General features: G+C 60.7%; 25 protein-coding genes. 11 read left to right on the top strand and 14 right to left on the bottom strand.

Annotated elements, in window-relative coordinates; translation table 11 throughout:
- Positions 1 to 163 precede the first annotated feature (163 nt).
- On the bottom strand, positions 164 to 853 hold the full coding sequence (locus tag M0D69_RS38370) for a TetR/AcrR family transcriptional regulator (RefSeq protein ID WP_301787022.1): 690 nt from the start codon (positions 851 to 853) through the stop codon (positions 164 to 166).
- Positions 854 to 1237: 384 nt separating this feature from the next.
- On the opposite strand from M0D69_RS38370, the gene M0D69_RS38375 reads away from it, so the two are divergent.
- From M0D69_RS38375 to hydA, 5 genes are all read left to right on the top strand, one after another.
- Positions 1238 to 2503, top strand: a complete 1266-nt coding sequence (locus tag M0D69_RS38375; RefSeq protein ID WP_301787023.1) for a Zn-dependent hydrolase — start codon at positions 1238 to 1240, stop codon at positions 2501 to 2503.
- 52 nt (positions 2504 to 2555) lie between these two features.
- Positions 2556 to 3893 carry an NAD(P)-dependent oxidoreductase gene (locus M0D69_RS38380; protein ID WP_301787024.1) on the top strand — a complete coding sequence of 446 codons (1338 nt, stop codon included), beginning with the start codon at positions 2556 to 2558 and terminating at the stop codon, positions 3891 to 3893.
- Positions 3894 to 3924: 31 nt separating this feature from the next.
- Entirely contained in the window at positions 3925 to 5217 is a 1293-nt protein-coding gene (gene preA, locus M0D69_RS38385) for an NAD-dependent dihydropyrimidine dehydrogenase subunit PreA (RefSeq protein WP_301787025.1), read from the top strand.
- 134 nt (positions 5218 to 5351) lie between these two features.
- Positions 5352 to 6860, top strand: a complete 1509-nt coding sequence (locus M0D69_RS38390) for an NCS1 family nucleobase:cation symporter-1 (protein WP_301787026.1) — start codon at positions 5352 to 5354, stop codon at positions 6858 to 6860.
- Between the two features lie 21 nt (positions 6861 to 6881).
- On the top strand, positions 6882 to 8360 hold the full coding sequence (hydA, locus tag M0D69_RS38395; RefSeq protein ID WP_301787027.1) for a dihydropyrimidinase: 1479 nt from the start codon (positions 6882 to 6884) through the stop codon (positions 8358 to 8360).
- A gap of 80 nt (positions 8361 to 8440) precedes the next feature.
- On the opposite strand, the gene M0D69_RS38400 is transcribed toward hydA, so the two are convergent.
- Genes M0D69_RS38400 through M0D69_RS38435 form a run of 8 tightly spaced genes read right to left on the bottom strand, consistent with a single transcriptional unit; the run spans position 8441 to position 15359 of the window.
- Positions 8441 to 9721, bottom strand: coding sequence for an MSMEG_0569 family flavin-dependent oxidoreductase (locus M0D69_RS38400; protein ID WP_301787028.1), 1281 nt, complete (start codon positions 9719 to 9721; stop codon positions 8441 to 8443).
- 27 nt (positions 9722 to 9748) lie between these two features.
- Entirely contained in the window at positions 9749 to 10033 is a 285-nt protein-coding gene (locus M0D69_RS38405) for an MSMEG_0570 family nitrogen starvation response protein (protein WP_047845912.1), read from the bottom strand.
- Positions 10034 to 10042: 9 nt separating this feature from the next.
- A complete protein-coding gene (locus M0D69_RS38410; protein ID WP_301787029.1) occupies positions 10043 to 11212 on the bottom strand; it encodes an MSMEG_0565 family glycosyltransferase in 1170 nt (389 codons plus the stop codon).
- Positions 11209 to 12192: a sll0787 family AIR synthase-like protein gene (locus M0D69_RS38415; RefSeq protein WP_301787030.1), complete on the bottom strand. Its 984-nt coding sequence runs from the start codon at positions 12190 to 12192 to the stop codon at positions 11209 to 11211. The genes M0D69_RS38410 and M0D69_RS38415 overlap by 4 nt, the downstream gene beginning before the upstream one ends.
- The gene (locus M0D69_RS38420) at positions 12189 to 12749 is read right to left on the bottom strand and encodes an MSMEG_0567/Sll0786 family nitrogen starvation N-acetyltransferase (protein ID WP_301787031.1); all 561 of its coding nucleotides are present in this window, start codon (positions 12747 to 12749) and stop codon (positions 12189 to 12191) included. Before M0D69_RS38420 ends, M0D69_RS38415 begins: the two co-directional genes overlap by 4 nt.
- A gap of 2 nt (positions 12750 to 12751) precedes the next feature.
- Entirely contained in the window at positions 12752 to 13828 is a 1077-nt protein-coding gene (locus M0D69_RS38425; protein ID WP_301787043.1) for an MSMEG_0568 family radical SAM protein, read from the bottom strand.
- Positions 13821 to 14840 (bottom strand): Nit6803 family nitrilase, encoded by a 1020-nt coding sequence (locus tag M0D69_RS38430; RefSeq protein WP_301787032.1) that lies wholly within the window; start codon positions 14838 to 14840, stop codon positions 13821 to 13823. Before M0D69_RS38430 ends, M0D69_RS38425 begins: the two co-directional genes overlap by 8 nt.
- Positions 14841 to 14876: 36 nt before the next feature.
- Complete coding sequence (locus tag M0D69_RS38435; protein WP_301787033.1) at positions 14877 to 15359, bottom strand: MSMEG_0572/Sll0783 family nitrogen starvation response protein; 483 nt, start codon at positions 15357 to 15359, stop codon at positions 14877 to 14879.
- 403 nt (positions 15360 to 15762) lie between these two features.
- Between M0D69_RS38435 and M0D69_RS38440 the strand changes: the two genes are divergently transcribed.
- The 3 genes from M0D69_RS38440 to M0D69_RS38450 all read left to right on the top strand — a co-directional run bounded on the left by M0D69_RS38440 (position 15763) and on the right by M0D69_RS38450 (position 18769).
- On the top strand, positions 15763 to 17154 hold the full coding sequence (locus M0D69_RS38440) for a PLP-dependent aminotransferase family protein (RefSeq protein ID WP_301787034.1): 1392 nt from the start codon (positions 15763 to 15765) through the stop codon (positions 17152 to 17154).
- 72 nt (positions 17155 to 17226) lie between these two features.
- Positions 17227 to 17991: a CDP-diacylglycerol diphosphatase gene (locus tag M0D69_RS38445; protein WP_301787035.1), complete on the top strand. Its 765-nt coding sequence runs from the start codon at positions 17227 to 17229 to the stop codon at positions 17989 to 17991.
- 70 nt (positions 17992 to 18061) lie between these two features.
- Positions 18062 to 18769, top strand: a complete 708-nt coding sequence (locus M0D69_RS38450) for an aspartate/glutamate racemase family protein (RefSeq protein ID WP_367619820.1) — start codon at positions 18062 to 18064, stop codon at positions 18767 to 18769.
- Positions 18770 to 18778: 9 nt separating this feature from the next.
- Here M0D69_RS38450 and M0D69_RS38455 read toward each other — a convergent pair whose 3' ends face one another.
- From M0D69_RS38455 to M0D69_RS38475, 5 genes are all read right to left on the bottom strand, one after another.
- A complete protein-coding gene (locus tag M0D69_RS38455) occupies positions 18779 to 19123 on the bottom strand; it encodes a hypothetical protein (protein ID WP_301787036.1) in 345 nt (114 codons plus the stop codon).
- 93 nt (positions 19124 to 19216) lie between these two features.
- Positions 19217 to 20497: an aspartate carbamoyltransferase gene (locus M0D69_RS38460; protein ID WP_301787037.1), complete on the bottom strand. Its 1281-nt coding sequence runs from the start codon at positions 20495 to 20497 to the stop codon at positions 19217 to 19219.
- 45 nt (positions 20498 to 20542) lie between these two features.
- Positions 20543 to 20962, bottom strand: coding sequence for a secondary thiamine-phosphate synthase enzyme YjbQ (locus M0D69_RS38465; RefSeq protein ID WP_301787038.1), 420 nt, complete (start codon positions 20960 to 20962; stop codon positions 20543 to 20545).
- Positions 20963 to 21116: 154 nt separating this feature from the next.
- Positions 21117 to 21437 (bottom strand): DUF4148 domain-containing protein, encoded by a 321-nt coding sequence (locus tag M0D69_RS38470; protein ID WP_301787039.1) that lies wholly within the window; start codon positions 21435 to 21437, stop codon positions 21117 to 21119.
- A 72-nt stretch (positions 21438 to 21509) separates the two neighbouring features.
- On the bottom strand, positions 21510 to 21782 hold the full coding sequence (locus M0D69_RS38475) for a DUF4148 domain-containing protein (protein WP_301787040.1): 273 nt from the start codon (positions 21780 to 21782) through the stop codon (positions 21510 to 21512).
- A gap of 244 nt (positions 21783 to 22026) precedes the next feature.
- Here M0D69_RS38475 and M0D69_RS38480 point away from each other — a divergent pair, with 244 nt between their 5' ends.
- The 3 genes from M0D69_RS38480 (at position 22027) to M0D69_RS38490 (ending at position 24263) form a co-directional block, all read left to right on the top strand.
- Positions 22027 to 22755 (top strand): anti-sigma factor, encoded by a 729-nt coding sequence (locus tag M0D69_RS38480; protein ID WP_301787041.1) that lies wholly within the window; start codon positions 22027 to 22029, stop codon positions 22753 to 22755.
- 141 nt (positions 22756 to 22896) lie between these two features.
- Positions 22897 to 23415, top strand: a complete 519-nt coding sequence (locus M0D69_RS38485) for an RNA polymerase sigma factor (RefSeq protein ID WP_047845924.1) — start codon at positions 22897 to 22899, stop codon at positions 23413 to 23415.
- Entirely contained in the window at positions 23412 to 24263 is an 852-nt protein-coding gene (locus M0D69_RS38490; protein ID WP_301787042.1) for an anti-sigma factor, read from the top strand. Before M0D69_RS38485 ends, M0D69_RS38490 begins: the two co-directional genes overlap by 4 nt.
- Positions 24264 to 24380 lie beyond the last annotated feature (117 nt).

Genomic DNA, 24380 nt, shown 5'->3' on the forward strand with positions numbered 1-24380 from the left:
GAAGTGCCGCCACGCACAGTGGCTAATAGTGATAAAGAGAACATCCAACATATAACTCGCGAAGGCCAAAGCAGCAGCAACCCGGCATCACCCCCCGACCCCCGACCGCTCCTTAGCACTGCGCCCAAACCCCAGACCGAGTGCAAACGAAAAATCCACCGAACTAATTTCGCTCCGGCGATTTAGCCCCACACGCGCGGATAACAAGCTTGATCACCTCCTCGGTCGATGCCTCGAAGGCTTTCTGCGACAACGCACGCTTGCCCTTCAACGCCCGGATCTGCGCGTCGAAATCCGCATAATGCTGCGTGGTCGCCCAGATCATGAACATCAGCGTCTGGGCATCGACGGGAGCGAGCAAGCCACGCGCTACCCAACCGTCGATCACGATCACCCGCGTTTCGAGCCACGGCTTGACGCGCTCGTTCAAGATGTCCTGCATGTGCACCGCGCCGTGGATGATCTCGCTCGCCCACACCTTCGAGCCAAGCGGGCGCCGCCGCGACAATTCCATTTTCGTGCGCACGTAGCCGCTGATCGCTTCGACCGGATCGTCGCTGGACTCGAAGGTATCGGCCGCGCGATGCCAGTCTTCAAACAGGTCTTCGAGCACACGGCGGTAAAGCGCGAGCTTCGTCGGGAAGTAGTAATGCAGGTTGGCTTTCGGCAAGCCTGCACGTTCCGCGATCATCGCGGTGCTCGCACCCTCCAGGCCGCGCTCAGCGAACACGGCCTCGGCACACGCCAAAAGATGCGCTTCATTGGTCTCACGAATGTGTGCCTTGCGCCGCCGCAATGGAATGGCCGCAGCGTCGTGTTTCGGCGCCTCGGCTGTCGCTTCGTCATCTCTCATTGTTGTCCTTGCACGGCGCTCTCGCGCCTTCTCCGTCTCGATCGCGCCTCATTCTAGGCGTTTTGACGCCACTGCTGTATAGCGAGTTGTTAGCCTCCCCACGACTCTGCTGCATTGCAATGGCACACTTCTCGCTATGCTTTTACTGTAATCGGAAACCCTGAAAGACGTTGATTTGCCAATATTAATCGGCTACAACCTGTCCAGTTGGACAGGATTTGGAAGGCGACGGATTGTGACGAATTCGAGGCCTTGAGGCGAATGGGATGATCGCATTGAAACTGCACCGATGCCGTGCGCCAGCGCCCCAAAAGCCGACGCCGATGCACCAGATTCGTATCGGTCGAAACCCTTAAATCGAGCAACACGCAAGGAGGACGCGAAATGAACGCGGTAACCGATTCAGCGCTGGATACATCGATCAGAGTCAACGGCAAACGTCTCTGGGACAGCCTCATGACGATGGCGAAAATTGGCGCGACAAAAAAGGGCGGCGTATGCCGGCTTGCCCTCACCGATCTCGACCGCGAAGGGCGTGACCTGATCGTCAGTTGGGCGAAGGAAGCGGGTTGCACGGTCAAGGTGGACCAGATGGGCAACGTCTTCATGCGTCGCGCTGGGCGCAACGCAGATGCCGCGCCGGTCGTAACAGGCTCGCACGCGGACTCGCAGCCCACCGGCGGCCGCTTCGACGGCATCTACGGCATTCTCGGCGGCATCGAAGTGATTCGAACGCTCAATGATCGCGGCATTGAAACCGAACATCCGGTGGAAGTCGTGATCTGGACCAACGAGGAAGGCTCGCGTTTCGCGCCGGCCATGGTCGCGTCCGGCGTGTTCGCCGGCGAATTTACGCTCGACTACGGGTTGTCCCGCAAGGACGTGGACGGCAAGACGATTGGCGAGGAGCTGAAGCGCATCGGCTACGCGGGCGATGAGCCGTGCGGCGGACGCAAGCTGCACGCGGCGTTCGAATTGCATATCGAACAGGGGCCGATTCTCGAAGCGGAAAACATGACAATCGGCGTGGTCACCGACGCGCAAGGACAGCGCTGGTATGAGATCACGTTGACCGGCCAGGAAGCGCATGCGGGTCCCACGCCCATGCCGCGCCGTCGCGATGCGTTGCTTGGGGCGGCTCGGGTGGTGGAGTTGGTGAACCGCATCGGGCTCGATCATGCGCCGCTGGCGTGCGCGACGGTCGGCATGATGCAGGTGCATCCGAACTCGCGCAACGTGATCCCGGGGCGGGTGTTTTTCACTGTGGATTTCCGTCATCCCGACGACGCCGTGCTCGCTCAAATGGACGCAGCGTTACGCGCGGGTCTGGAAAAAATCGCAAGCGGCGCAGGGCTCGAAACGCAGCTTGAACAGATCTTCTATTACGCGCCTATCGCCTTCGACGCAGCGTGCGTCAAGTCCGTGCGCGCGGCAGCGGAGCGCTTCGGTTATGCGCATCGGGACATGGTATCGGGCGCGGGACACGACGCGTGTTACCTCTCCAGAGTCGCGCCCACGTCGATGGTGTTCGTGCCGTGCGTCGACGGTATCAGTCATAACGAGATCGAGGATGCATCGGAGGAATGGATCGAAGCGGGCGCGAACGTGCTGCTTCACGCCATGATCGAACGCGCAGCTCAGCAAGCCTGAACAAGCCTTAGTTGCAGACCATTCGCTTCTTCACCCAGACGAAGGAACGTGTATGACCATGAAGCACATCGGCGATATTGCCTCTCATCGGCTTTCGCAAGAACAACTGGCGTGCGAGTTTTCGGATGTGGCGCCCTTACTCGACGCCACCGCGGCAGCGGCTGCTTCGAGCCGTTGCCACTACTGCTACGACGCGCCGTGCATCAACGCCTGCCCCACAAAAATAGATATACCCAGCTTTATTCGCAAGATCGGCAACGGCAACATGAAGGGCGCGGCCATGGACATCTTGTCGGCCAATCCCCTGGGCGGCATGTGCGCACGCGTGTGTCCAACTGAAATACTCTGCGAAGGGGCATGCGTCAGGAATCATCAGGACGACAAACCAGTCGCGATCGGCGCATTACAGCGTCACGCAACCGATTGGGCGATGGCACGCGGCGGGCCGCTGTTCAAGCGCGCTGCGGACACAGGGCGTCACGTGGCGGTGGTCGGGGCTGGCCCGGCCGGGCTGGCCTGCGCGCATCGTCTCGCGCTTGACGGCCACAAGGTCACGCTCTTCGATGCCTTGCCCAAGCCCGGTGGCCTGAACGAATACGGTATCGCGGCGTACAAGGTGGTTGAAGATTTCGCTCAACGCGAAGTGGAATGGTTGTACTCCGTGGGCGGCATTGAAGTGAAGAACGGCGTGGTGCTCGGTCGCGATGTATCGTTGAACGACTTGCGAAAACAGCACGACGCCGTGTTCCTCGCAATCGGACTGGCCGGCGTGCGTGCGCTCGAACTGGAAGGTGAGACTTTGCAGGGTGTGTACAACGCAGTCGATTTCATCGAACAGGTGCGTCAGGCCGACGATCTCGCGAGCGTGCCGGTGGGGCGCCGCGTGGTGGTGATCGGCGGCGGCAATACGGCTATCGATGCGGCCGTTCAAAGCCGCAAGCTAGGTGCTGAAACGGTCACGATGGCGTATCGGCGTGGCGTGGAGACCATGGGCGCAACCTGGGCCGAACGGGAGTTCGCACAGACCAACGGCGTGACGATCACCACGCACGCGAAGCCCGTGCGTTTGCTCGATACAGACGGTCAGGTCACGGGCGTCGAGTTCGAGAACCCGCAAGGCGAACGCTACGTCATTGAAGCCGACATGGTGCTCAAGGCGATCGGGCAAACGCTGGTGTCAGAAGGTCTCGAAAGCGGCACGCTCACGCTCGAGGGCAGTCGTATCGCGGTGGATTCGAGCGGCCGCACCTCGCTCGACAACGTCTGGGCCGGCGGCGATTGCGCGGCCAGCGGCGGCATGGATCTGACCGTGCAGGCGGTGCAGGACGGCAAGATTGCCGCCGAATCCATCCATGCATTCTTTGCGGCGACGGCCATCAAGGCTGCGTAAAAAACACACCCCACGATAAGGGAGCCAGCTCATGGCCGATCTTCGCAATACATTTGCCGGCATCACGTCGCCGAATCCTTTTTGGCTCGCATCGGCACCGCCTACCGACAAAGCCTACAACGTCAATCGCGCCTTCGAAGCAGGGTGGGGCGGTGTCGTATGGAAAACGCTGGGCCTCGACCCACATGTGGTGAACGTGAGCTCACGTTACGGCGCGGTGCAGTGGAACGGCCAGCGCATCGCGGGACTGAACAATATCGAACTGATCACCGACCGACCGCTCGATGTCAACCTGAAGGAGATCACACAGGTCAAGCGCGACTGGCCGGAGCGTGCGCTGGTCGTTTCGCTAATGGTGCCGTGCAACGAACGCGACTGGAAATGGATCTTGCCGCTGGTGGAAGACACCGGTTGCGATGGCGTCGAGCTGAATTTCGGCTGTCCGCACGGTATGAGCGAGCGGGGCATGGGCGCGGCGGTCGGTCAGGTGCCCGAATACGTGGAGATGGTTACGCGCTGGGTCAAGGAGGGCACGAAGCTGCCGTGCATCGTCAAGCTGACGCCGAATATCAGCGACATCCGCACGAGCTCGCGAGCGGCATACAAGGGCGGTGCGGACGCTGTGTCGCTGATCAACACCATCAATTCGATTGTCGCCGTCGACCTGGATCTCATGGCGCCGATGCCCACAGTCGACGGCAAGGGTACGCATGGGGGATACTGCGGCCCGGCCGTAAAACCGATCGCGCTGAACATGGTCGCGGAGATTGCTCGCGATGTGGAAACGCCGGATCTTCCCATCTCCGGCATTGGCGGTATTTCGTCGTGGCGCGATGCGGCCGAGTTCATGGTGCTGGGCGCGGGCAACGTGCAGGTCTGTACGGCGGCCATGCACTACGGCTTTCGCATTGTCTCTGACCTTGCAGACGGCCTGTCGAACTGGATGGACGAAAAAGGCTATGCCACGCTCGACGATATCCGCGGACGTGCCGTGCAGAATGTGACGGACTGGAAGTATTTGAATCTGAAGTACGACATCAAGGCCCGCATCAACCAGGACAAGTGCATCGAGTGCGGCCTGTGCCACATCGCTTGCGAAGATACGGCGCATCAGGCGATCATGCGCGAGAAAGATGGCAAGCGCCATTTCGAAGTCATCGATTCGGAATGCGTCGGGTGCAATTTATGCATGCATGTGTGCCCGGTCGAGCAATGCATCACGATGGAACGCGTGGATGCCGGTGAATATGCGAACTGGACGACGCATCCGAACAATCCCGCACGCGTGGATGCCGACATTGAAGAAAACGTCAAGGCCGCATAGAGTTTAGAAGCTTTACATAAAGCAGCATAAAGCAGCGCTTGTCGCTACTACCGTCCCCTGAAGGCCGACGCCTGACCATGATTCACAAAACGATCCGCAGGCGCGGACCGCAACGATCTGAGGAGATCAACCTGATGAAGCAGACAGCGCATTCTGTCGACCCGCAGTTCGCGGCCGGCGCCAGCGGCAGTCTATATAACGACGACCTGGCGCCAACCAGTGCCGCACAGCGGACCTGGAAGTGGTATCACTTTGCCGCGCTGTGGGTCGGCATGGTGATGAACATTGCGTCGTACATGCTCGCAGCCGGGCTGACAGAAGAGGGCATGTCGCCGTGGCAGGCAGTGCTGACCGTGCTGCTCGGCAACATGATCGTGCTCGTGCCCATGCTGCTGGTCGGTCACGCAGGCGCGAAACATGGCATTCCCTATGCGGTGCTGGTGCGTTCGTCGTTCGGTACCAAGGGCGCGAGACTGCCGGCGCTGCTGCGTGCAATCGTTGCGTGTGGATGGTACGGAATCCAGACATGGCTTGGCGGAAGTGCAATCTATACGCTCCTGAATATCCTCACCGGTAACACGACACCCGGAACGCCGCTGCCCTTCGTGGACATCTCGCTCGGGCAGATCGCGTGTTTCCTGTTCTTCTGGCTCATCCAGGTCTATTTCATCTTGCGCGGCACGGACTCCATCCGTTTCCTCGAAAGCTGGTCTGCGCCGATCAAGGTCGTGATGTGCCTCGCGCTGGTGTGGTGGGCAACATCGAAGGCGGGTGGTCTCGGCTCCATGCTCGCGCAACCTTCGCAGTTTGTAGCCGGTGGCAAGAAAGAGGGTTTGTTCTGGGCCACGTTCTGGCCGGGTCTCACGGCCATGGTCGGCTTCTGGGCCACGCTCGCGCTGAACATTCCTGACTTCACGCGATTCGCCCGCTCGCAGAAGGATCAGATCATCGGGCAATCGATCGGCCTGCCAGCACCCATGGCGCTGCTGTCGGTGATCTCGGTGGTGGTGACGTCGGCAACCGTGGTGATCTACGGCAAGGCGATATGGGATCCTATCGATCTCGCCAGCCGCATGACGGGCATTGGCGTGGGTGTGGCCCTGGTCATCCTGACGCTCGACACCATGAGCTGTAATCTCGCCGCGAATCTCGTGGGTCCGGCTTATGACTTTTCGAGCCTTTGGCCGAAGGGCATTTCGTATCGCGTGGGCGGGATGATCACGGCGTTCATCGCTATTGTGATGATGCCGTGGAAGATTTTGGCGACTACCCAGGGTTACATTTTCACGTGGCTGGTGGGTTACTCTGCACTGCTTGGGCCAGTGGCGGGCATCCTCATGGTCGACTACTTCCTGATTCGCGGGACGCGCCTGAACACCCGCGAACTCTTCAACGAGAATGGCGAATACAGCTACACGGGCGGCTGGAACATGGCCGCCGTGGTCGCCCTGCTGGTGGGCGTATTGCCCAACTTGCCGGGCTTCCTGCATACCGCATTCCCCGCGGCGTTCCCTAACGTACCCGCATTCTTCAACACGCTTTACACCTATGCATGGTTCGTGGGCCTCGCGCTCGCATCGATTGTTTATGGCGCATGGATGAAGATGGGCAAGCGCCCGACGGCGCGGATTGCCAGCGCCTGATTTCTCTTTGGAGACAGCAAGATGACGATCCTGATTCGCGGCGGCACGGTGATTGACGCGGACCGTACCTATCGTGCGGATGTGTTGTGCTCGGACCCTCAAGACGGCGGCATGATCTTGCAGATCGGCCTCGATCTCGATGTGCCGGCGGGTACCGAAACAGTCGATGCATCCGGGCAGTATGTGATGCCCGGCGGTATCGATCCGCACACGCATATGGAGCTGCCGTTCATGGGCACCACGGCGAGCGATGACTTCTATACAGGGACAGCGGCAGGGTTGTCGGGCGGCACGACGAGCATTATCGATTTCGTGATTCCGAGTCCGAAGCAGCCGCTGATGGAAGCGTTTCACGAGTGGCGCGGCTGGGCTGAAAAGGCGTCGGCCGACTATGGTTTTCACGTGGCCGTGACGTGGTGGGACGAGTCGGTGCATCGCGACATGGGAACGCTTGTGCACGAGCATGGCGTGTCCAGTTTCAAGCACTTCATGGCGTATAAAAATGCCATCATGGCCGACGATGAAGTCCTAGTGAACAGCTTCGCGCGTTCGCTGGAACTCGGTGCACTACCCACTGTGCATGCGGAGAATGGCGAACTGGTGTTTCAACTCCAGAAGCAATTGCTCGCGCGTGGTTTTACCGGACCCGAGGCGCATCCATTGTCGCGGCCGCCTGAAGTGGAGGGCGAGGCGGCGAACCGTGCGATCAGGATTGCGCAGGTGCTGGGTGTGCCCATCTACATCGTGCACGTGTCGTCAAAGGATGCCGTCGATGTCATCACGCGGGCACGCAGCGAAGGCCAACGTGTGTTCGCCGAAGTGCTGCCGGGGCATCTGGTGATCGATGAATCGGTATATAGCGACCCGGACTGGACGCGTGCCGCCGCGCACGTGATGAGTCCGCCGTTCCGTACCAGCGAGCATCGCGAGGCGTTGTGGCGCGGTTTGCAATCGGGGCAACTGCATACCACGGCAACCGACCACTGCGTGTTTTGTGCATCGCAGAAAGCCATGGGCCGCGAGGACTTCACGCGCATTCCCAATGGCTGCGGCGGCGTGGAAGACCGCATGTCGATCCTCTGGCATCACGGCGTGAATAAGGGACGCCTCACCCCGAACGAGTTCGTGCGCGTGACGTCCACGAACGCTGCGCAGATTTTTAACCTGTTCCCGCGCAAAGGCGCGATCCAGGTGGGCGCCGATGCCGATCTAGTGGTGTGGGATCCGGCGGCGAGCAGGACGATCTCGGTAAAGACCCATCACCAGAAAGTGGATTTCAATGTGTTCGAAGGCATGACCGTGCAGGGCGTTGCGACTCACACGGTGACGCGCGGCGCGCTTGCATGGGCGGACGGCGACCTGCGCGCGGTACGTGGCGCGGGGCAATATCTGAAGCGTCCGCCGAACGGCGCTTACTTCGACGCCACTCGGATCGCGAACCAGTTGAAGGAACCGCATCCGATCCATCGCGCCGGTGACAAGGTCATTAAGGCGGCTTAGGTTTCACGGTAATGTCATAACGAGCCGGCGCTTTACGCGCCGGCTTTTTTCGCTTTCATTTATGTGGGGCCTTTGTCTATTCAGACGGTCGCTTCGTCGTGCACTAACGTCTTCACGTCCCGGCAGGCTGCGATCTTTTCCACAACGTAAGCCGCGTCCCGGGCAATGCCTGAAAAGCGTCCTGAGCCCCACGTATGCAGCCATGGCAAGCCGACAAAGTAGAGGCCGTCCAGCGGCGTCAGACCGCGCACGTGCGCGGGATAACCCCGACCATTGAAGATGGGCGCATCGAGCCAGCTGAAGTCCGGCGTGAAGCCGATACACCACACGATCGAGCCGATTCCACTCGCTTGCAGATCGAGCGTGATGCGTTCTTCGGCGGGCGACCATAGGGCTTCGTAGCGCGATCCTGACGGCGCATCGATGCCATTTTTTGCGATGTATGCATCAATACCCGCATTGATGCCGTTGAAGGTCTTGTCCGCGCTGTCGAGATTCTCGATCAGGTTGGGTGCGAAATGAAGCACGCCGTCTTGCAGATCCTGAAGCCGGCCGTATAGCTCCATGCCTTCGGCCGCGAACTTGCGCAGATCGATATCGCGGCCGCCATCACGGCCGGTCACATAATGATTGGTGTTATCGCGCACACCTTCGCGCAGTGGATGCTGATCGACGGGCATGTCGTAATACTTCATGTCGGCGAGCCAGTCGACCACATCGCGGCCCCGGTAGAAGCGCGCACAGCGCGGCGCTTCACCCACTGCAAGGATTACCTTACGTCCTGCGAGATGCAGGTCCTCCGCGATCTGCGCACCCGATTGCCCGGACCCGACCACGAGCACCGCGCCCTCAGGCAAGGCCTGTGGGTTGCGATATTCCGACGACTGGATCTGCGCGATCGAGCGCGGCAAGCGTTCCGCCATGCGCGGCACGATGGGCGTGTGATAGCCCCCAGACGCGACCACGATCTGGTCCGCTGTGAACTGTCCCTGGCTGGTGGACACGCTGAAGCCGCCTTCGCTGTTGCGCGCGACCCGATGCACTTCCGTATGCTCGATCACGGGGGCATCGACGGTCCTGATGAAACCATCGAGATACTCGATGATCTCGTCCTTCTTCATAAAGCCATGCGGATCGTCGCCGGCATAAGGGTAGCCGGGCAGCGCACATTGCCAGTTCGGCGTCACGAGGCAGAACGCGTCCCAGCGTTGCGTGCGCCATGTATGCGTGACGGTATTTTTCTCCACCACGAGATGATCGAGTCCCGCCTGCTTCAGGTAATAGCTGGCCGATAAACCTGCTTGTCCGCCACCCACTACGATCACGCTGAAGTGCGTTGTGCTGTCCGATGTCTGCAACATGAGGCGTCCTTTCGAAAAGTGGGGCGCTCAGACGAGCGCGATGACCTTGACCCTGGCGTCCGGCTCACTAATAAAACGTTCGGCCTCGACTTCAATCTGCGCGAGCTGGTCCATCGCCGCCGAGCATGCGAAGCCGTACTTTTCGCGCACGCGTTCGGAGGCGATGTTTAGCGCTTCACGGGCGCGCGACACAAAGTCATGGACGGGATAGTCCTGGCCCGGCGTAAAAAAGTCGCTAACCACTTGCGATGGCGAGTAGCAGTTCGCTTCGCTGTTATCGGGCCACTGGATTCGAAAATGCATGACCGGCATGACGGGTTCCTAAAGAGTTTGGAGAGAGCGGCTTGCAAGCAAGGCGCCATAAATGTCGAGATGTTTTCGTGCCGACGCCTGCCAGCTCATGCGATTGAGCAGGGCGGGCACGGCGTGGTCGAAGTCGGTTCGATGGCGGCCATCAATCACCCGTTCCAGCGCGTTCGCGATTGACACCGTATCGGTGGGCGTGGCCCAGCAGCACAGCGAGTGGTCGAGATATTCGGTGAACGGTGCAATTTTCGACGCCACCACCGGCGTGCCGCACGCAAGCGCTTCGAGTACCACGAGGCCAAAACCTTCACGCAGCGAGACCATGGCGAGGACGTCGGCGCAACGGAACAGAGCGGGCATGTCGGCGTCGTCGAGTGGGCCGGTGATGGTCACTGTTTGCGTCAGACCGAATTCACCCACGCGCTCCATGAAGGCGCGCGCGTATGCGTTGTGATCGAGTAAGCTTGCACCACCCGCGATCACCAGGCGCGCACTGGGACGACGTTTGACCAGTTCGGCGAACGCATCGAGCAGACCGAGCGTGTTCTTGCGCGCCTCGATACCACCGACCGCGAGCACGACAGGTGCACCGTCTTTCAAACCAAGACGCTGGCGCACCGTGTTGTCGTGCTTTGTAAGCCGAGTCGAATAGCGTCTCAAGTCGACACCGTTCGGCACCGTCGCCGCTTCTACCCCGTAGGTAGCGCACATCACCCGCGTCCACATCTCGCTCACGCACAGCACACGATCTGCGTCGCGCCATGCCCGCGTTTGCCATGCGGCGAGGCGCGGGTTGTCGAAGTGATCGAGATGATGAACGGTTCGTACAAAGCCCGCTATTTCACCCTCAGCGGTCAACTCGGCAAGCGCATTGCCGCTGATGCTGTCCTGCGCGTGCAGTACGTCGAAGCTGTTCGCATCGCAGGCTTTTACCCTGGCCTTGAGCGCCCGAAGCCGCGCGTCGACGAGTGCAACCATGTCGTGCTGCGAGCCTTCTATGGTCGCGAGAATCACCCGGCACGGCGGCTCGCGAAAGAGCGTTTCCCCGGGCGCGGCGGGGGCGAAGAGCGTCACGTCGTGGCCTTCATCCACGAGTGCACTCGCGAGTTCTAGCGCATGCACCACGCCGCCGCGCGGATTGACCGAATGCGTGGTGAGGGCAATTCGCATCGCGGCAGGCATCACGTCGCGCTCCCTGACGTTCCGACGATGAACGCGTCATCGTCGAAATTCCACAACTCGGCGGAGTCGCCGCTGTCGTGCAGCACCACTTTGCGCGATGCATCGACCGTGCCAATGACCGCACATGCCAACTCACGTTCAATAAACAGCCGCTCGACCTCAGCCGCGTGTTCCTCGCGTACGGACATCACGAAGCCGAAGCTGGGGAACGCGCTCAACCATCGGAAGCGGTCCTTGCCCGGAGGCGAAGGCACACGCGAAAGATCGATGCTTGCACCCGCGCCCGAGCATTCCAGCAGCATCAGCGCAGTGCCGAGCGCGCCGGCCATGCTGATGTCCTTGGCGGCATCGCAAAGACCGCTTTCGGCGAGCATGGGCAACAACTCGAGGTCGGCGCGCAAGCGTGCTGCGGGTGCACCGACCGATGCATTCCAGAACGGATACGGCTCTTCGAACGCGCCGCGCAGATCGACCGCCATCATCAATCGATCTCCGGGCCGGGCATTGAAACTGGACAGCAGTTTGTTCGCGCGCCCCAGAATGGATACGGCCAGTTGCGCCTGGTCGCTGCGCGTGTTGCTATGGCCGCCGACTAACGGCACGCCATACACGGACGATGCCGCCGCTATGCCGCCAAGCACGTCTTCAGCGGCGCGCAAGCCGTCGCTCCAGAGCGCATCGACAACCGCGATCGGGCGACCGCCCATCGCGTAGATGTCGCTGACGTTGACCATCACGCTGCTGTAGCCCGCGAACCAGGGCATGTCGCGCACGAAGTCGCTGACCAGACCTTCGATGGCGAACAGCAGGTAACCGTCGCCGTCGGCGATCGCCGCGCAGTCGTCGCCCAGGGCAACCTGCGGGCGCTCGGAGGTGTCGCGCGGCATATGCCGGGCAAGCGACGACATCACGCCGGCAATGTCGGTCTTGTGGCGAAAGCCGCGCGTTTCCTTTAACGCGGCGACGAGGTCGGCCACGCTCATAGCGTACTCCGCGCGGGCGAATACTGCGTCATGAACCCGCTTTGCGGCGTCACGCAAGGCGGGTAAAAGCCAAGGTCCGCCTGCATCAGATGATGCGGCCGGCCATGCATGAGTTCTTCGGAGAGCGTGGTCCAGTGCAGCGCATGAAACAACGGCGCGTTTTGACTCTGCACATGAGCGAGGAAGGTCGTGCAGCCGAGCGCATGCGCACTGCTCACCGCGAGCTTGATGAGCGTTGCACCAATCTTGCCATGCCGCCTGAACGCTGCATGCACGGCAAGGCGCGAGCCGGTCCAAACGCCCGGTTCGTCCTCGTGAATGCGCACCGTGCCGACCACTTGCTCAGGCATCCCGCCGATACAGCTCACCGCCACGAGCAGTTGCGCACGCTCGTCGATTTCATCGCGGTCATCGCCGATAAAAATCCCTTGCTCGATGCAGAACACCGCGCGCCGCAGCTTGTACGCTTCGTTGGCTTCCCACGGCAGCGTGGTCCACTTGATCGTGTAGCTGGCGGGGGTATAGAGGCGGGCAAGATCTTCGGTATCGGCGAGCATGATCAGACCTCGTAGGACGATAGCGACGAACACGCGCCGCATTTACCGCAGCCCGCCTTGATATCGGCGGAACGCATGCCGCCTGCCGAGACCATCGCGCCAAGCGGTTGCAGGATAGACTTCATGAACTCGGGCGAAGGCGCCGGATGATCCTCGAGCGGTGTGCCGCTGATCGGCACAAACGGGACCACGAACGGATACACGCCGAGATCCACCAGCTCGCGTGAGATCGAGAGAATCGCTTCTGCCGTGTCGCCGAGACCCGCGAGGATATAGGTGCTCACCTGACCCCGCCCGAACACCGCCACGGCCGCCCTGAATGCTTCCATATAGCGCGAGATGGGTACGCTGGCCTTGCCCGGCATGATCTGTTCACGCAGCGCGGGCGTGACCACTTCGAGATGCATGCCGAGCGTATCGACACCGCTTGCGCGCATGCGCTCGAACCACTTGTCGTCGTCGGGTGGCTCGCATTGCGCCTGGATCGGCAGGTCGACGGCGGCCTTGATCGCGAACGCGCTTTCGCACAGGATCTGTGCACCGCGATCCTTGGTCGGCGGTGTGCCGGTGGTCAGCACCATATGCTTGACGCCATCCAGCAACACGGCCGCACGCGCCACTTCGGCCAGTTGCTCGGGCGTCTTGCGGGCGATCGTCCTGCCTGCTGCAAGCGACTGTCCGATCGCGCAAAACTTGCAGGTCTTCTTGCGGCTCTCGTAACGAACGCACGTTTGCAACACGGTCGTGGCGAGCACATCCGAGCCATGCAAGGTCGCGATGTGCGAGTAGGGCACGCCGTCGAAGGTCTGCATGGCATAGAAGCGCGGCGCCTTCGGAAAACTGATGTTCGCAATAGGGATCGAGCCGCGCAGCAACGCGATGCTGCCGTGGGCATCGGGTGCGGATGCCACGAAGGGCGAATGCCATGCCGTGTTCGTATGCACGGGCACCATGATCGTCACGCCATCGATGGTGACCGCCTTGTGATCGGACGGACCCGCACCGCCGCGACGGCTCGCCACTCCGAGACCCGCGCCGGGATCGGCGAGACGCAAGCCCGCCGATTGCAGTTCAGTCATCAATTGCCGGCTCACGGCCGACAAGGTCTCGCTCGCGTTCGCGTTCAAGGTGCAATCCCCCGGTTGAAGGTGAGAAGCTGTTCATGGGTGCCGACGTGACGGCCGGCCGGTCGTTGATGGCGAGGCTCAGCAACTCGGGCCTCGCGTAATGGCCGACCGAATCCATCATGCGTTTGCGCTTGGTGATCAGCGACATGTCCAGGTCCGCGATCACCAGGCCTTCGCCTTCGCGCAGCGGCGGTGCGAGATGCTGGCCTTCGGGCGAGATGATCGCCGTGTTGCAGCCGCCGCGAAGCGCCTTCTGGAGGCCCGGATCTTTCGTGATCGATTCGATCTGCGGCTCGGTCAGCCAGCCCGTGGAATTGATCACGAAGCAGCCGGATTCGAGCGCGTGATGCCGGATGGTCACTTCGATCTGTTCGCCGAAGATGGGCCCGACCAGCGAGCCCGGAAACTGGCTGCAATGAATCTCTTCGTGCTGCGTCATCAACGCATAACGCGCTAGCGGGTTGTAATGCTCCCAGCATGCGAGCGCACCCACTCGTCCGATGCTGGTCTCCGCTACCTTCAGACCGGCTGCGTCGCCCATGCCCCAGATCATCCGTTCGTGAAACGTCGGCGTGATCTTGCGGCGCTTGAGCAGCAGCTCGCCGTCGGTATCGAAGATCAGTTGTGCGTTGTATAAACTGCCGTGATCGCGCTCGTTCACGCCGAGCACGACGACCATGCCATGCCGGCGCGCCCGCTCCGCCACGGCATGCGTCACCGGGCCGGGCACGACCACGGCTTCGTCATAGAGCCGCATGTGTTCCGCGCCCGATGCCACCGGCGCCCGCACAAACGAGAAGTACGGATAGTAGGGCAGGAAGGTCTCCGGGAAGACGATCAGCTGCACGCCCTGACGTGCAGCGTCGTCGATCGTCTCGAGGACCTTCTCGAGCGTGCCACCGGGCCGTTCGAGGTCCGGTGCGATCTGGACCGCGGCAGCGCGGACGATTCTCTTTTCGGGCATGGTCGTTCCGTGATGAGAAGAGGCTTCAGACGCGGCTTAGACGGTCCAGGTGTTGATGATCAGCGCGCCGTCCTTGCGATGCAGCAGCTGGATGTCGAGCACGTCGAGCGGGCTGATCGGCCTGATGCCTTCGATCAGCGACGCTTCTCCCTGCCCGTACAGCGCTTGCAGCGCGAAGCGGCATGCATAGACCTTGCCGCCTTCCTCCATGAACTTCTGGATCTGCTTGTTGAAGTTCAGGTGGCCAGGAAACGCTTCATCGCCCAGCGTCGGGAAGCCGCGCTGCAGCCCGAGCGTCACGCCGGGACCGTAGAGCAGCACTGACGTTTCGAAGCCCTTGCGCAGCAGCCGGGTGGCTTGCAGCAGGTTGACGAAACCGATGGAACCTTCGAACGCGACCGTATGGAATGTCACCAGCGCTTTCTCGCCAGGCGCGGCCTTGACGTCCTCAAACACCTTCTCTTCATAATCGACAAGATAATCGCCTTTCTTATGCAGCGGGATATTGACGGCAGGCATTCTAATCTCCAGTAAATAGACGATTTAATCGGTGGCATCGGAGTTTTTAACCCGGTGCCAAACCGAGGGATACGAAACTGTTAATGCAACGCGCGTGCCATTCAATGAGTGCGTTAATGCGATCAATACCCGATCATTCAAACGATCAGTGCATGCGAAGCCACGAAAATTTTTCGAATGCGACCGGAGGAGCCTTTCTGGATCTGGATTCAAGGCTGGCAGGGCGATCGTCCTGCACCAGCATGGAGTGATCACGGCGGTGCGGCAGCGCCGGTCTGGTGCAATAAACACCTGATATGTGCATTGACCGGTGGTTCATCGGATTCTCCATACAATCATTCAATGCGATCAATAATTTTTTTCGTGCTATCGTTTTTTAACTGCCTTTATTCGAGAGCGTTTCATGGCCAGTCTTACTCATCACTGGATCAGAAAACTGACAGAAAGCCGCAAGCCGGCTTACTTGCTGATTCCTGAATTAATCGAAGAAGATCTGGCTAGCGGGCGTTTGCGGCCGCGCGACCGGTTGCCGGGCCTGCGCGATCTCGCCGACGAATTGCAGCTCAATTACACGACCGTTGCGCGCGCCTATGCGGAAGCGCGCAAACGCGGATTGCTCGATTCGCGTGCCGGCAGCGGCACCTTCGTGCGCGGCCGGACCGCGACGCTGCCGCTGTCCGGCGGCAGCAGTGTCGAGATGACAATGAACATGCCTCCCGAGCCCGCGGAACTCGCGGGCCGCTTGCGCGATTCAGCCGCGCGGCTGTTTTCGGCGACAGACCCGTATCGATTGCTGCGGTATCAGGATTTCGGAGGCACTGCTGACGATCGTGCCGCCGGCACGAAATGGCTGAAGCGTCGTTTCGACGATTGCGATGAAGACAAGGTGCTGGTCTGCCCCGGCATTCATAGCGCGCTGGTTGCGCTGGTGTCGCAGCTCGCGCGGCCAGGCGGGACTATCTGCCTCGACACGCTGGCTTATCCGGGCATCAAGGCGATTGCCGCGCAACTGGGCGTACGTTTGCAGGCGCTGGCGCGCGATGACGATGGTCCGCTTGCCCATGCTTTCGAAGCGTTATGCCGGAGTGACAAGCCTAGCGCGTTCTATGTCAATCCGACGATCCAGAATCCCAGTACGGTGACCCTTTCGTCAAAGCGTCGCGAGGCGCTGGCCGACGTCGCACTGCGGTACAGCGTGCCTATTATCGAAGACGATGCTTATGGCATGTTGCCGGTCGAAGCGCCTGAGGCGCTGGCTACGCTCGCCCCCGATCTCACTTACTACGTCACCGGGCTGTCCAAGAGTTTTGGCGCCGGTCTGCGCGTCGCTTACATTCGTGCGCCTTCCGCCCGGCGTTCCCAGCATCTTGCCGGGGCGTTGCGCGCGACGACGGTAATGGCTAGTCCCTTTACCGTTCTGCTAGCGACGCAATGGGTCAGCGACGGCACCGCCGACGTAATGCTCGATGCAATTCGTGCCGAGTCAGCGGCTCGGCAGGAGCTCGCTTCGCGGGTGCTGTCCGAGTGGAAGTTCGACGCCGATCCGGCCGGGTTTCATTTCTGGATGCCCATCCCGGCGGATTGCGGTTGGAACGCTTCCGAGCTTGCGTTGCAGTTGCGCTCCCAAGGGATCGGCGCGGTTTCGGCGGCTGCTTTTGCGACCGATGGCAATCCGCCCGAAGCGATTCGCGTGTGCCTTGGTGGCCCTAAGAATCTCGACGAATGTGAAGACGCGCTCAGGCTTATCGCCGATACGGTCGAGCATCCTCATCATTTGCATTTGCCGGTCATGTGAGGTCTTCCGCGCAGTCTGCAGTTGGCACGCAGCCTTGCTACGATGCAGGCTTTCGTATCGACCACTGACCCCATGCGAAACGTCCGGCTCCTCGCTTGCTTAGCCTCACTCACAACCGCAGCGATTTTCTTCTCCATCGCTCGCGCGGGCAACCCCGACGCCTTGTGGGAGATCGTCCACAACTCGTGTGGGCTCGCCGCGCGCGGTGCCGATGTCCCGCAAAAATGTATCGATGTCGATGCTTCGCACGGCTTCGCCGTCCTCAAGGATCGCAACGGCATCGCTCAGTATTTGCTGATTCCGACTGCACGCGTGGGCGGTATCGAGAGCCCCGATCTGCTTTCACCCGACTCGCCGAACTATTGGCGTTCAGCGTGGCAGGCACGGCGCTTTGTCGAAGCGAAACTCGGCGAAGAACTTCCCCGCGACGAACTCTCGCTTGCCATCAACTCGACTAGCGGGCGCACGCAAAATCAGTTGCACATTCATATCGATTGCCTGGCGCCCGATATTGTTCGCGCGCTGCGCGAGCAGGGTCCGAAGATTGGCACCGAGTGGACCGCGTTTCCAACGCTGTTGCGCGGACATGCGTATCGCATTCGGCGTATAGACGATGCCAACCTCGACACCATTGACCCCTTCAAACTCCTCGCCCCCGACGTAGCGAAAGAAGGCGAAACCATGGCCGACCAGACCTTGCTGCTGACGGGCACGACCGCGCCCGACGGCAAGCCCGCATTCTTCCTTCTCAACGATCACGTGCGGTACGCCATTGGGGACTTCGCGTCATCGGAAGAATTGCAGGACCATACCTGCGCCATTGCACGCAGCCAATAAGATCAACCCGCCCGACCGGGTTTCGCGGCATCATGTCGCTTCGATTTACCTGACAAGAAGGACGGGCGCCATGAACAACATGCGAACCATTGGAATGATCGGCGGGATGAGTTGGGAATCGACGGCTGAATATTATCGGTTGATCAACCAGGATGTGCGCACGCGGCTCGGTGGCCTGAACTCCGCGCAAGCGCTGCTGCATAGCGTGAATTTCGCACCGATCGAACGTTTGCAACGCGACGGGCAATGGAATATCGCAGGCATCCGGCTCGCCGAAGCCGCGCGAAATCTCGAAGCGGGTGGTGCGCATTGCATCGTGCTCTGCACGAACACCATGCATCTGGTCGCACCGCAAATTGCCGCTGCGGTGTCCGTGCCGTTCCTTCACATCGTCGATCCGACAGGCATCGAGGCACAAAGGCGAGGCATTCGCAAGGTGGGTTTCGTCGGTACGGCGTTTTCGATGCGCGAAAGTTTTTTCCGCGATCGCCTGCAAGAACGGCATGGCATCTCGACGCTCTTGCCCGAGCCCGCCGAGCAAGCGATTGTTCACGACATCATCTATCGCGAGCTGTGTCTCGGGATCGTCAACGACGATTCGCGCAAGCTGTATCGCGATGTCCTTCACGGGCTTGCGGCGCGCGGCGCCGAAGCGATCGTGCTGGGGTGCACGGAGATCATGCTGCTGGTGAATGAAGCCGACAGCCCCGTGCCGCTGCTCGATACCACCACGCTTCACGCCCGCGCCGCGGTTGATTTCTCGCTGGCGCAGGCATAAAGCCGCGGTTCAATGCTCGCGGCGATGCGTGAATATGCGCGGACGCACGGCTTCAATGACCGCCTCCGGCAGCACTTGATGCAGCGTGCGGACTGTGAAGTCGAGGTCTTCCATTGCTACGTCGAAGATCAGCCGAAGGTCGTCGTGATCGCGTGATGCCTGACTGACATACACGCCAAGCGGGGAGTGAAACAGCCGCCTGATGCGTTCGCGCGCGGCTTCTTCCTGCTTGCTGCGAAGCACAGCCGACAGATGAACGCGGGAGACGCAGGGCGCTAACACCGTTTCCGGCGTGGCGGATTTTTTCTGGGCAGCCGAAGCCGAGTCGCCAATTCGTTCGAGGACAAGATTCATTACGCTGCGAGCTCCTGTATTCGGGTCACTTGTAGCGTATCTTTTTGTTTGTAAACGCCGCGTTAATATTTCCAGCGACGTTGTATAGATCGGTTAATCGATGCCGTGAAATACCGCATCGTCCGGTCCGATGTACGCCGGTGAGCGCCATGCCGCGTCGCGCATTGAGTGCTGGACTTGGCGTTCTACGCCCAATAGCACTGCAAAAATTGCCATGCGGACTGGAATGCCGTTGTCAGTCTGCCTAAAGATTGCCAGCCTTGGGTCGTGGTTGAGGTCGGTGCTCAGGTCATTGGCACCTGGCCGCCCATCGCGTGGCAACGGATGCATGATGAGCGTGTCGGGTCCGCACACGCTTTCCACCAGCGCCTGATTGATCTGAAAATCCGGCGTGTAACCCTCTATGGATTCGTCCGCAAAACGTTCTTTCTGGATGCGAGTTGCATACACCACATCGGCTCCCTTCAACCCCGTCTGCAGGTCGTTGGTCTGCTCGACCACGTGATCGCCGCGATTGATCTGGTCGAGGATAGACGCTGGCATTTCGAGCGATGCGGGCGAGATCAGCGTGAACTTCAGTCCGCGATACAACGCCAGCAGCTTGGCGAGCGAATGGACCGTGCGGCCGTATTTAAGGTCGCCCACCATGGCTATATGCGAGCCGTCGACAATCTTCCCTACGCGCGAGAATTCGCGCTGGATGGTGTAGAGGTCGAGCAGCGCCTGGCTGGGATGTTCACCGGGGCCGTCGCCGGCATTGATCACGGGAACGTTGGTCGCGCGTACGAATTCCGCCACCGAACCTTTCTCCGGATGACGCACGACGAGTGCATCGGCGTAACCGCTGATCACGCGGCTGGTGTCGTAGATCGACTCGCCTTTTGCCATCGATGAAAACGTGAAGCCGGTCGTGTCGCACACCGAGCCGCCGAGCCGGCAGAACGCTGCGCCAAAGCTCACGCGCGTACGTGTGCTGGCTTCGAAAAACAGATTCGCGAGAACCGCGCCTTCCAGCACACGGGTGATTTTCTGGCGGCGCGCGATGGGTTGCATTGTGTCGGCGACCTGGAACAAAGCCTCTACCGAGTCGCGGGAAAACTGGTCGACGGACAGCAGGTGTGGTCGGCCTTCGTGAAGGATGGACGGAGAATATACGCGTTGCGTATATTCGTCGCCGGACGGAATTCTTTCCACCAGTTCCATCACGTAGCGGCTCGCAATCTCGGGCATGGCCCGTGATTCCGCCGATTCATCCGGGAGCAGCCACGTGTCGAGCGCGCGTCGCGACACACCGATCCGATTGGCGAAGGCGTCGCGTGTCATGTTCAGGCGGCGCATGGCGTCGCGCAGGAGGGTTTGCTGTTGAGCTTGCACGGTGGACGCTCCGGAGGTGGTTATATACGCGATGCGTATAGTAAATCACTCGCCGAGAAGGTGCAATACGACTTCGCGCCGATGCGCCGCGCGCCGGTGTTCGAAGACATAAATCCCTTGCCACGTGCCCAGGACCATTCGGCCGGCATCCACGGGAATAGACAACTGGACCTGCGTCAGCGCGGTTCGCAGATGCGCGGGCATGTCGTCGGGACCTTCGGCGTCGTGGACGTAGCGCCCTGGCGTTTCCGGTGCAATGGTCTCGAAGAAGTTTTCTAGGTCCGTGCGGACATCGGGGTCGGCGTTTTCCTGAATCAACAGCGACGCCGAGGTGTGCCGGAGGAATACGGTCAGCAGACCGGTCTCAATGTCTTGAAGGTTGATCCATTGGCGGACGTCGCGGGTAATTTCGTGCAGACCGCGCGTGCGGGTCGCCACGCTCAGATGGTGAAGCGCCTGCTTCATGTCGATGTCTCCGGAAGGAAAAGCGCGACGGGAAACTGTCGCGCGTGCCTTTGAAGTTTATCGGCTGGAGCGGGTTCCGGCAGACTGCGAGCGCGCGGATTGACTTGGCCGTTGTCGCAGTCATTGCGCGCTTGCGTCTTGCCGTGCATGCGGCTCAATGGCCGAAGTAGGTCGACTTGGCGGCGTCGTCCGGTGCGACGCCGGCGTGCATACCCGATGCCGACGTACCATTGGCCGACGCTCCATACGAGGAGGACGCGACGCTTTGTTGTTCCGCGACACGTTGTTCGGCGGCCTGGATGTCTTGCGGGTAGTTGACGTCTTCGCCGCCTGGGTTGTAGCCGGCTTTTTCGAGTTGAATGAGTTCAGCTTTGACTTGGGCGCGGGTAACCGGGGCGTTGTTTTGCGCAAAAGCGAAGGCGGGAGCGGCCAGGGCCGACGAGAGAACCAGGGCGGAGATAAGGAATTTTTTCATGATGACCTCAATAATAAAGTTAGGATTCCGGTGTATTTAACCGGCTTGCGTAGATCAGTTAAGCGCGAAGAATCAGTTCGTTGCGCTGGGGGTGTGGGTGGCGGTTGAACTGGCCACCGCGTTGGTCGTCTGGTTTTGCGCCAGGCGTGCTTGTTGCTGCTGTTCGAGTTGATGCGCGAAGATCGGGTTGACGTCGGGATAGGAGGCATCGGTGACAAAATCGCGGCCGTCTTGCTGGGCCTGGATCAGTTCCTGATAGACCTGGGCGCGGGTCTTGGATTGGGCAAATGCGTTTGCCGAGGCGATGGTTGCAAGGAAAATGACGGCGACGGCGAGAGTCTTCATGGTTCGCTCCTGCGAGGTTGAATGTGTGCGGCTTGCACTAGAGAGAACCCGGAATCGGTGAGGGATATTCCCGATGGAGTCGATTATTTTTATGGTCGGAGGAATTGAAAAATTATTTGGGTTTTCGCGGAATAACCCGTCGGTGAAGGTGTTTACGCGCGTAGGGGATTTTTATGCCCGGGTTCGGAATAAACCCCCGTACGCGGTGTTGGCCCCTGTAAGAACAGCCCAAAATCGCTAGATCATGCCCATAGCCAAACCCCCAACGGAACCCGGACTCTCGGAGTCCGACGTCCAGGCATTCGCCGACGGCATGCTCGATCCCACGCGTGCTGCGAGCGTAGAGACTTACCTGAAGAGCCGTCCTGACGAGGCGCACCGAGTAGCGTTTTACGGTCGCCTGAACTGGCAGATGCAGAACACCTTTCACGAACCCGAAGACGAAGAAGAGGCGCGAGCGCCCGCGCCCAAATTCGTGCGCCGTTTGTCGAAACGTGGCCTTCGCACGCTACTCGTGGCAACAACAGCGGCGCTGGCACTCGCTGCCGCGGCAATTTTCGCATTCGACATTTCCGATTCAGCGCTCGACAATGCCTCGATGATGGCGCTTGAACAAGCGGTAGCGGCTCAGGACATGACATCGGGCGCGACGGGCTATGAAAGCTCGGCGAAGGCTTTGGCAAGCGCCCCGAATTTGTCCAATGTCGGTTTCCACCCTATTGCCCGCCGCGCGATGCCCGTGGGGCCATTCGTCTCGGCGACAGAATTCGTTTATCGCAATCGAGGCGGGGAGGCGGCCGTGCTGCTCGTGGCGCCGGGAGTATTCGCCCATCCACAGCCACAATGGAAAGCGCGTCGAGTAGGTGAAAGCCGCTTGCTGGCATGGACCACGGGTGGCAAGCGTTACGTGTTGGCGGGCCGCGCCAAGACCCGAGGCCTGATGCTGGCGGCCGACCTGATGACGGGAAGTTAGTCATCCATCAAACGCCGGAAAAACGCGGTGGAATAAAATCAACGCGGAGGGGAATAATCGCCACGGCCCGGTGTTGGCCCGTCATTAGAGCGGCGGTTTATATCGAACGTCTGCATGTGCTTACGAAATGAAGGAAGGCCGATGGGCGTCCGTGACGAGTTAATGGAACATGTGCCGCGACTGCGCCGCTACGCGCGCGCGCTGATCAATAATCGCGATCTCGCCGACGATCTGGTTCAGGACACGCTTGAACGCGCGCTCCGGCATACCGAGAAATTTCAGTCCGGCACCGATCTGCGGGCGTGGTTGTTCACGATCATGCACAACGTGTTCGCCAATCAGGCGCGTCGCGCGGGCGTGCGAGCGGTGCATGTTTCCGTCGATGACGAGAACATCTCCGAACGCGAATTCGCTGTGCCGGGCACGCAAACGCAGTCGCTCGAAATGCGCGACCTCGACTTCGCGTTGCAGCGCTTGCCGCTCGATCAGCGCCAGGTCGTGCTGCTGGTGGGACTCGAAGAAATGAGCTATGCCGATGTGGCGCAGGCGCTGGAAATCCCGATCGGGACCGTCATGTCGCGCCTGTCGCGCGGACGTGAAAGACTGCGTGCGCTGATGGCCGGCGCGCAACCGGGCGCTAAATTACAGGTGGTGCGATGAACGACCAACAAACACCGATCAGTGAAGACGAAATTCACGCGTATGTCGATGGATCGCTGGCGGAACATCGTCGCGAGGAGATCGATCGCCTGCTTGAACGCGATGAGGCGCTGGCTGCCAAGATCAGCGATTATTTCTCGCTGAACAGCATGTTCCATGACCGTTACGACCGCGTGCTAAGCGAACCCGTGCCGCAGCGCCTGCTGCCGCCCGAGCGCAAGCGCTGGCGCGACGCCGCCAATTGGCCGCAGTTCGCGGGCATGGCGGCGGCGCTCGTGCTGGGCGTGGGAATCGGCGTGGCGGGCATGACAGGCAACATGGGCCGTGACGCGATGGTGCCGGGAAGCAGCGGGGGATCGGTGCAGCGCGCAAGCTATGGCTTCGGCGAGTCGTTCGCACGGCAGTCGGCCATCGCGCATGTGATGTACGCGCCGGAAGTGACGCGGCCGGTGGAAGTGGGTGCGGACCGTGAGCAGGAACTGGTGCAGTGGGTCTCGGACCGGCTGGGCACGGACGTGCGGCCACCCATCCTGACCCGCTCGGGCTTCGAGTTGATGGGCGGCCGTCTGCTGCCCGGCGACGACGGTCCGGTTGCTCAGTTCATGTACCACGACGCGAAGGGCGAGCGTATTACGCTGTGCATCTCGCATCGCAAGATCAGTTCGGATACGACCGCGTTCAAGCTGTATCAGGACGGTTCGGTGAACGTGTTCTATTGGATAGACGGCGATTTCGGTTACGCCGTATCAGGAGCGATCGACCGCAAGGTGCTGCTCGACCTGTCGCATGACGTCTACTCGCAATTGACCGCGATGGGCGGCGCCAGGGCGCCCGGCAGCGCGCAGTGATTTTTTGCTCGCGCCGGTGGACGGGGGGGCTGGGGTGCTGGGTTGCTGCTGCTCAGGTTAGCGGTCGGTTTAAGTTAGCTGATTTCTTTATCACTATTAGCCACTGTGCGTGGCGGC

This window comes from Caballeronia sp. SEWSISQ10-4 2 (assembly GCF_030464885.1).
Classification (GTDB): domain Bacteria; phylum Pseudomonadota; class Gammaproteobacteria; order Burkholderiales; family Burkholderiaceae; genus Caballeronia.

Coding starts and splice junctions, on each gene's coding strand:
- M0D69_RS38425 (WP_301787043.1), bottom strand. CDS start 13,828: ATGACTGAACTGCAATCGGCGGGCTTGCGTCTCGCCGATCCCGGCGCG.
- M0D69_RS38415 (WP_301787030.1), bottom strand. CDS start 12,192: ATGAGCGTGGCCGACCTCGTCGCCGCGTTAAAGGAAACGCGCGGCTTT.
- M0D69_RS38470 (WP_301787039.1), bottom strand. CDS start 21,437: ATGAAAAAATTCCTTATCTCCGCCCTGGTTCTCTCGTCGGCCCTGGCC.
- M0D69_RS38400 (WP_301787028.1), bottom strand. CDS start 9,721: ATGTTGCAGACATCGGACAGCACAACGCACTTCAGCGTGATCGTAGTG.
- M0D69_RS38375 (WP_301787023.1), top strand. CDS start 1,238: ATGAACGCGGTAACCGATTCAGCGCTGGATACATCGATCAGAGTCAAC.
- M0D69_RS38380 (WP_301787024.1), top strand. CDS start 2,556: ATGACCATGAAGCACATCGGCGATATTGCCTCTCATCGGCTTTCGCAA.
- M0D69_RS38450 (WP_367619820.1), top strand. CDS start 18,062: ATGAACAACATGCGAACCATTGGAATGATCGGCGGGATGAGTTGGGAA.
- hydA (WP_301787027.1), top strand. CDS start 6,882: ATGACGATCCTGATTCGCGGCGGCACGGTGATTGACGCGGACCGTACC.
- M0D69_RS38390 (WP_301787026.1), top strand. CDS start 5,352: ATGAAGCAGACAGCGCATTCTGTCGACCCGCAGTTCGCGGCCGGCGCC.
- M0D69_RS38430 (WP_301787032.1), bottom strand. CDS start 14,840: ATGCCCGAAAAGAGAATCGTCCGCGCTGCCGCGGTCCAGATCGCACCG.
- M0D69_RS38475 (WP_301787040.1), bottom strand. CDS start 21,782: ATGAAGACTCTCGCCGTCGCCGTCATTTTCCTTGCAACCATCGCCTCG.
- M0D69_RS38455 (WP_301787036.1), bottom strand. CDS start 19,123: ATGAATCTTGTCCTCGAACGAATTGGCGACTCGGCTTCGGCTGCCCAG.
- M0D69_RS38445 (WP_301787035.1), top strand. CDS start 17,227: ATGCGAAACGTCCGGCTCCTCGCTTGCTTAGCCTCACTCACAACCGCA.
- M0D69_RS38440 (WP_301787034.1), top strand. CDS start 15,763: ATGGCCAGTCTTACTCATCACTGGATCAGAAAACTGACAGAAAGCCGC.
- M0D69_RS38485 (WP_047845924.1), top strand. CDS start 22,897: ATGGGCGTCCGTGACGAGTTAATGGAACATGTGCCGCGACTGCGCCGC.
- M0D69_RS38405 (WP_047845912.1), bottom strand. CDS start 10,033: ATGCCGGTCATGCATTTTCGAATCCAGTGGCCCGATAACAGCGAAGCG.
- M0D69_RS38480 (WP_301787041.1), top strand. CDS start 22,027: ATGCCCATAGCCAAACCCCCAACGGAACCCGGACTCTCGGAGTCCGAC.
- preA (WP_301787025.1), top strand. CDS start 3,925: ATGGCCGATCTTCGCAATACATTTGCCGGCATCACGTCGCCGAATCCT.
- M0D69_RS38435 (WP_301787033.1), bottom strand. CDS start 15,359: ATGCCTGCCGTCAATATCCCGCTGCATAAGAAAGGCGATTATCTTGTC.
- M0D69_RS38420 (WP_301787031.1), bottom strand. CDS start 12,749: ATGCTCGCCGATACCGAAGATCTTGCCCGCCTCTATACCCCCGCCAGC.
- M0D69_RS38465 (WP_301787038.1), bottom strand. CDS start 20,962: ATGAAGCAGGCGCTTCACCATCTGAGCGTGGCGACCCGCACGCGCGGT.
- M0D69_RS38370 (WP_301787022.1), bottom strand. CDS start 853: ATGAGAGATGACGAAGCGACAGCCGAGGCGCCGAAACACGACGCTGCG.
- M0D69_RS38490 (WP_301787042.1), top strand. CDS start 23,412: ATGAACGACCAACAAACACCGATCAGTGAAGACGAAATTCACGCGTAT.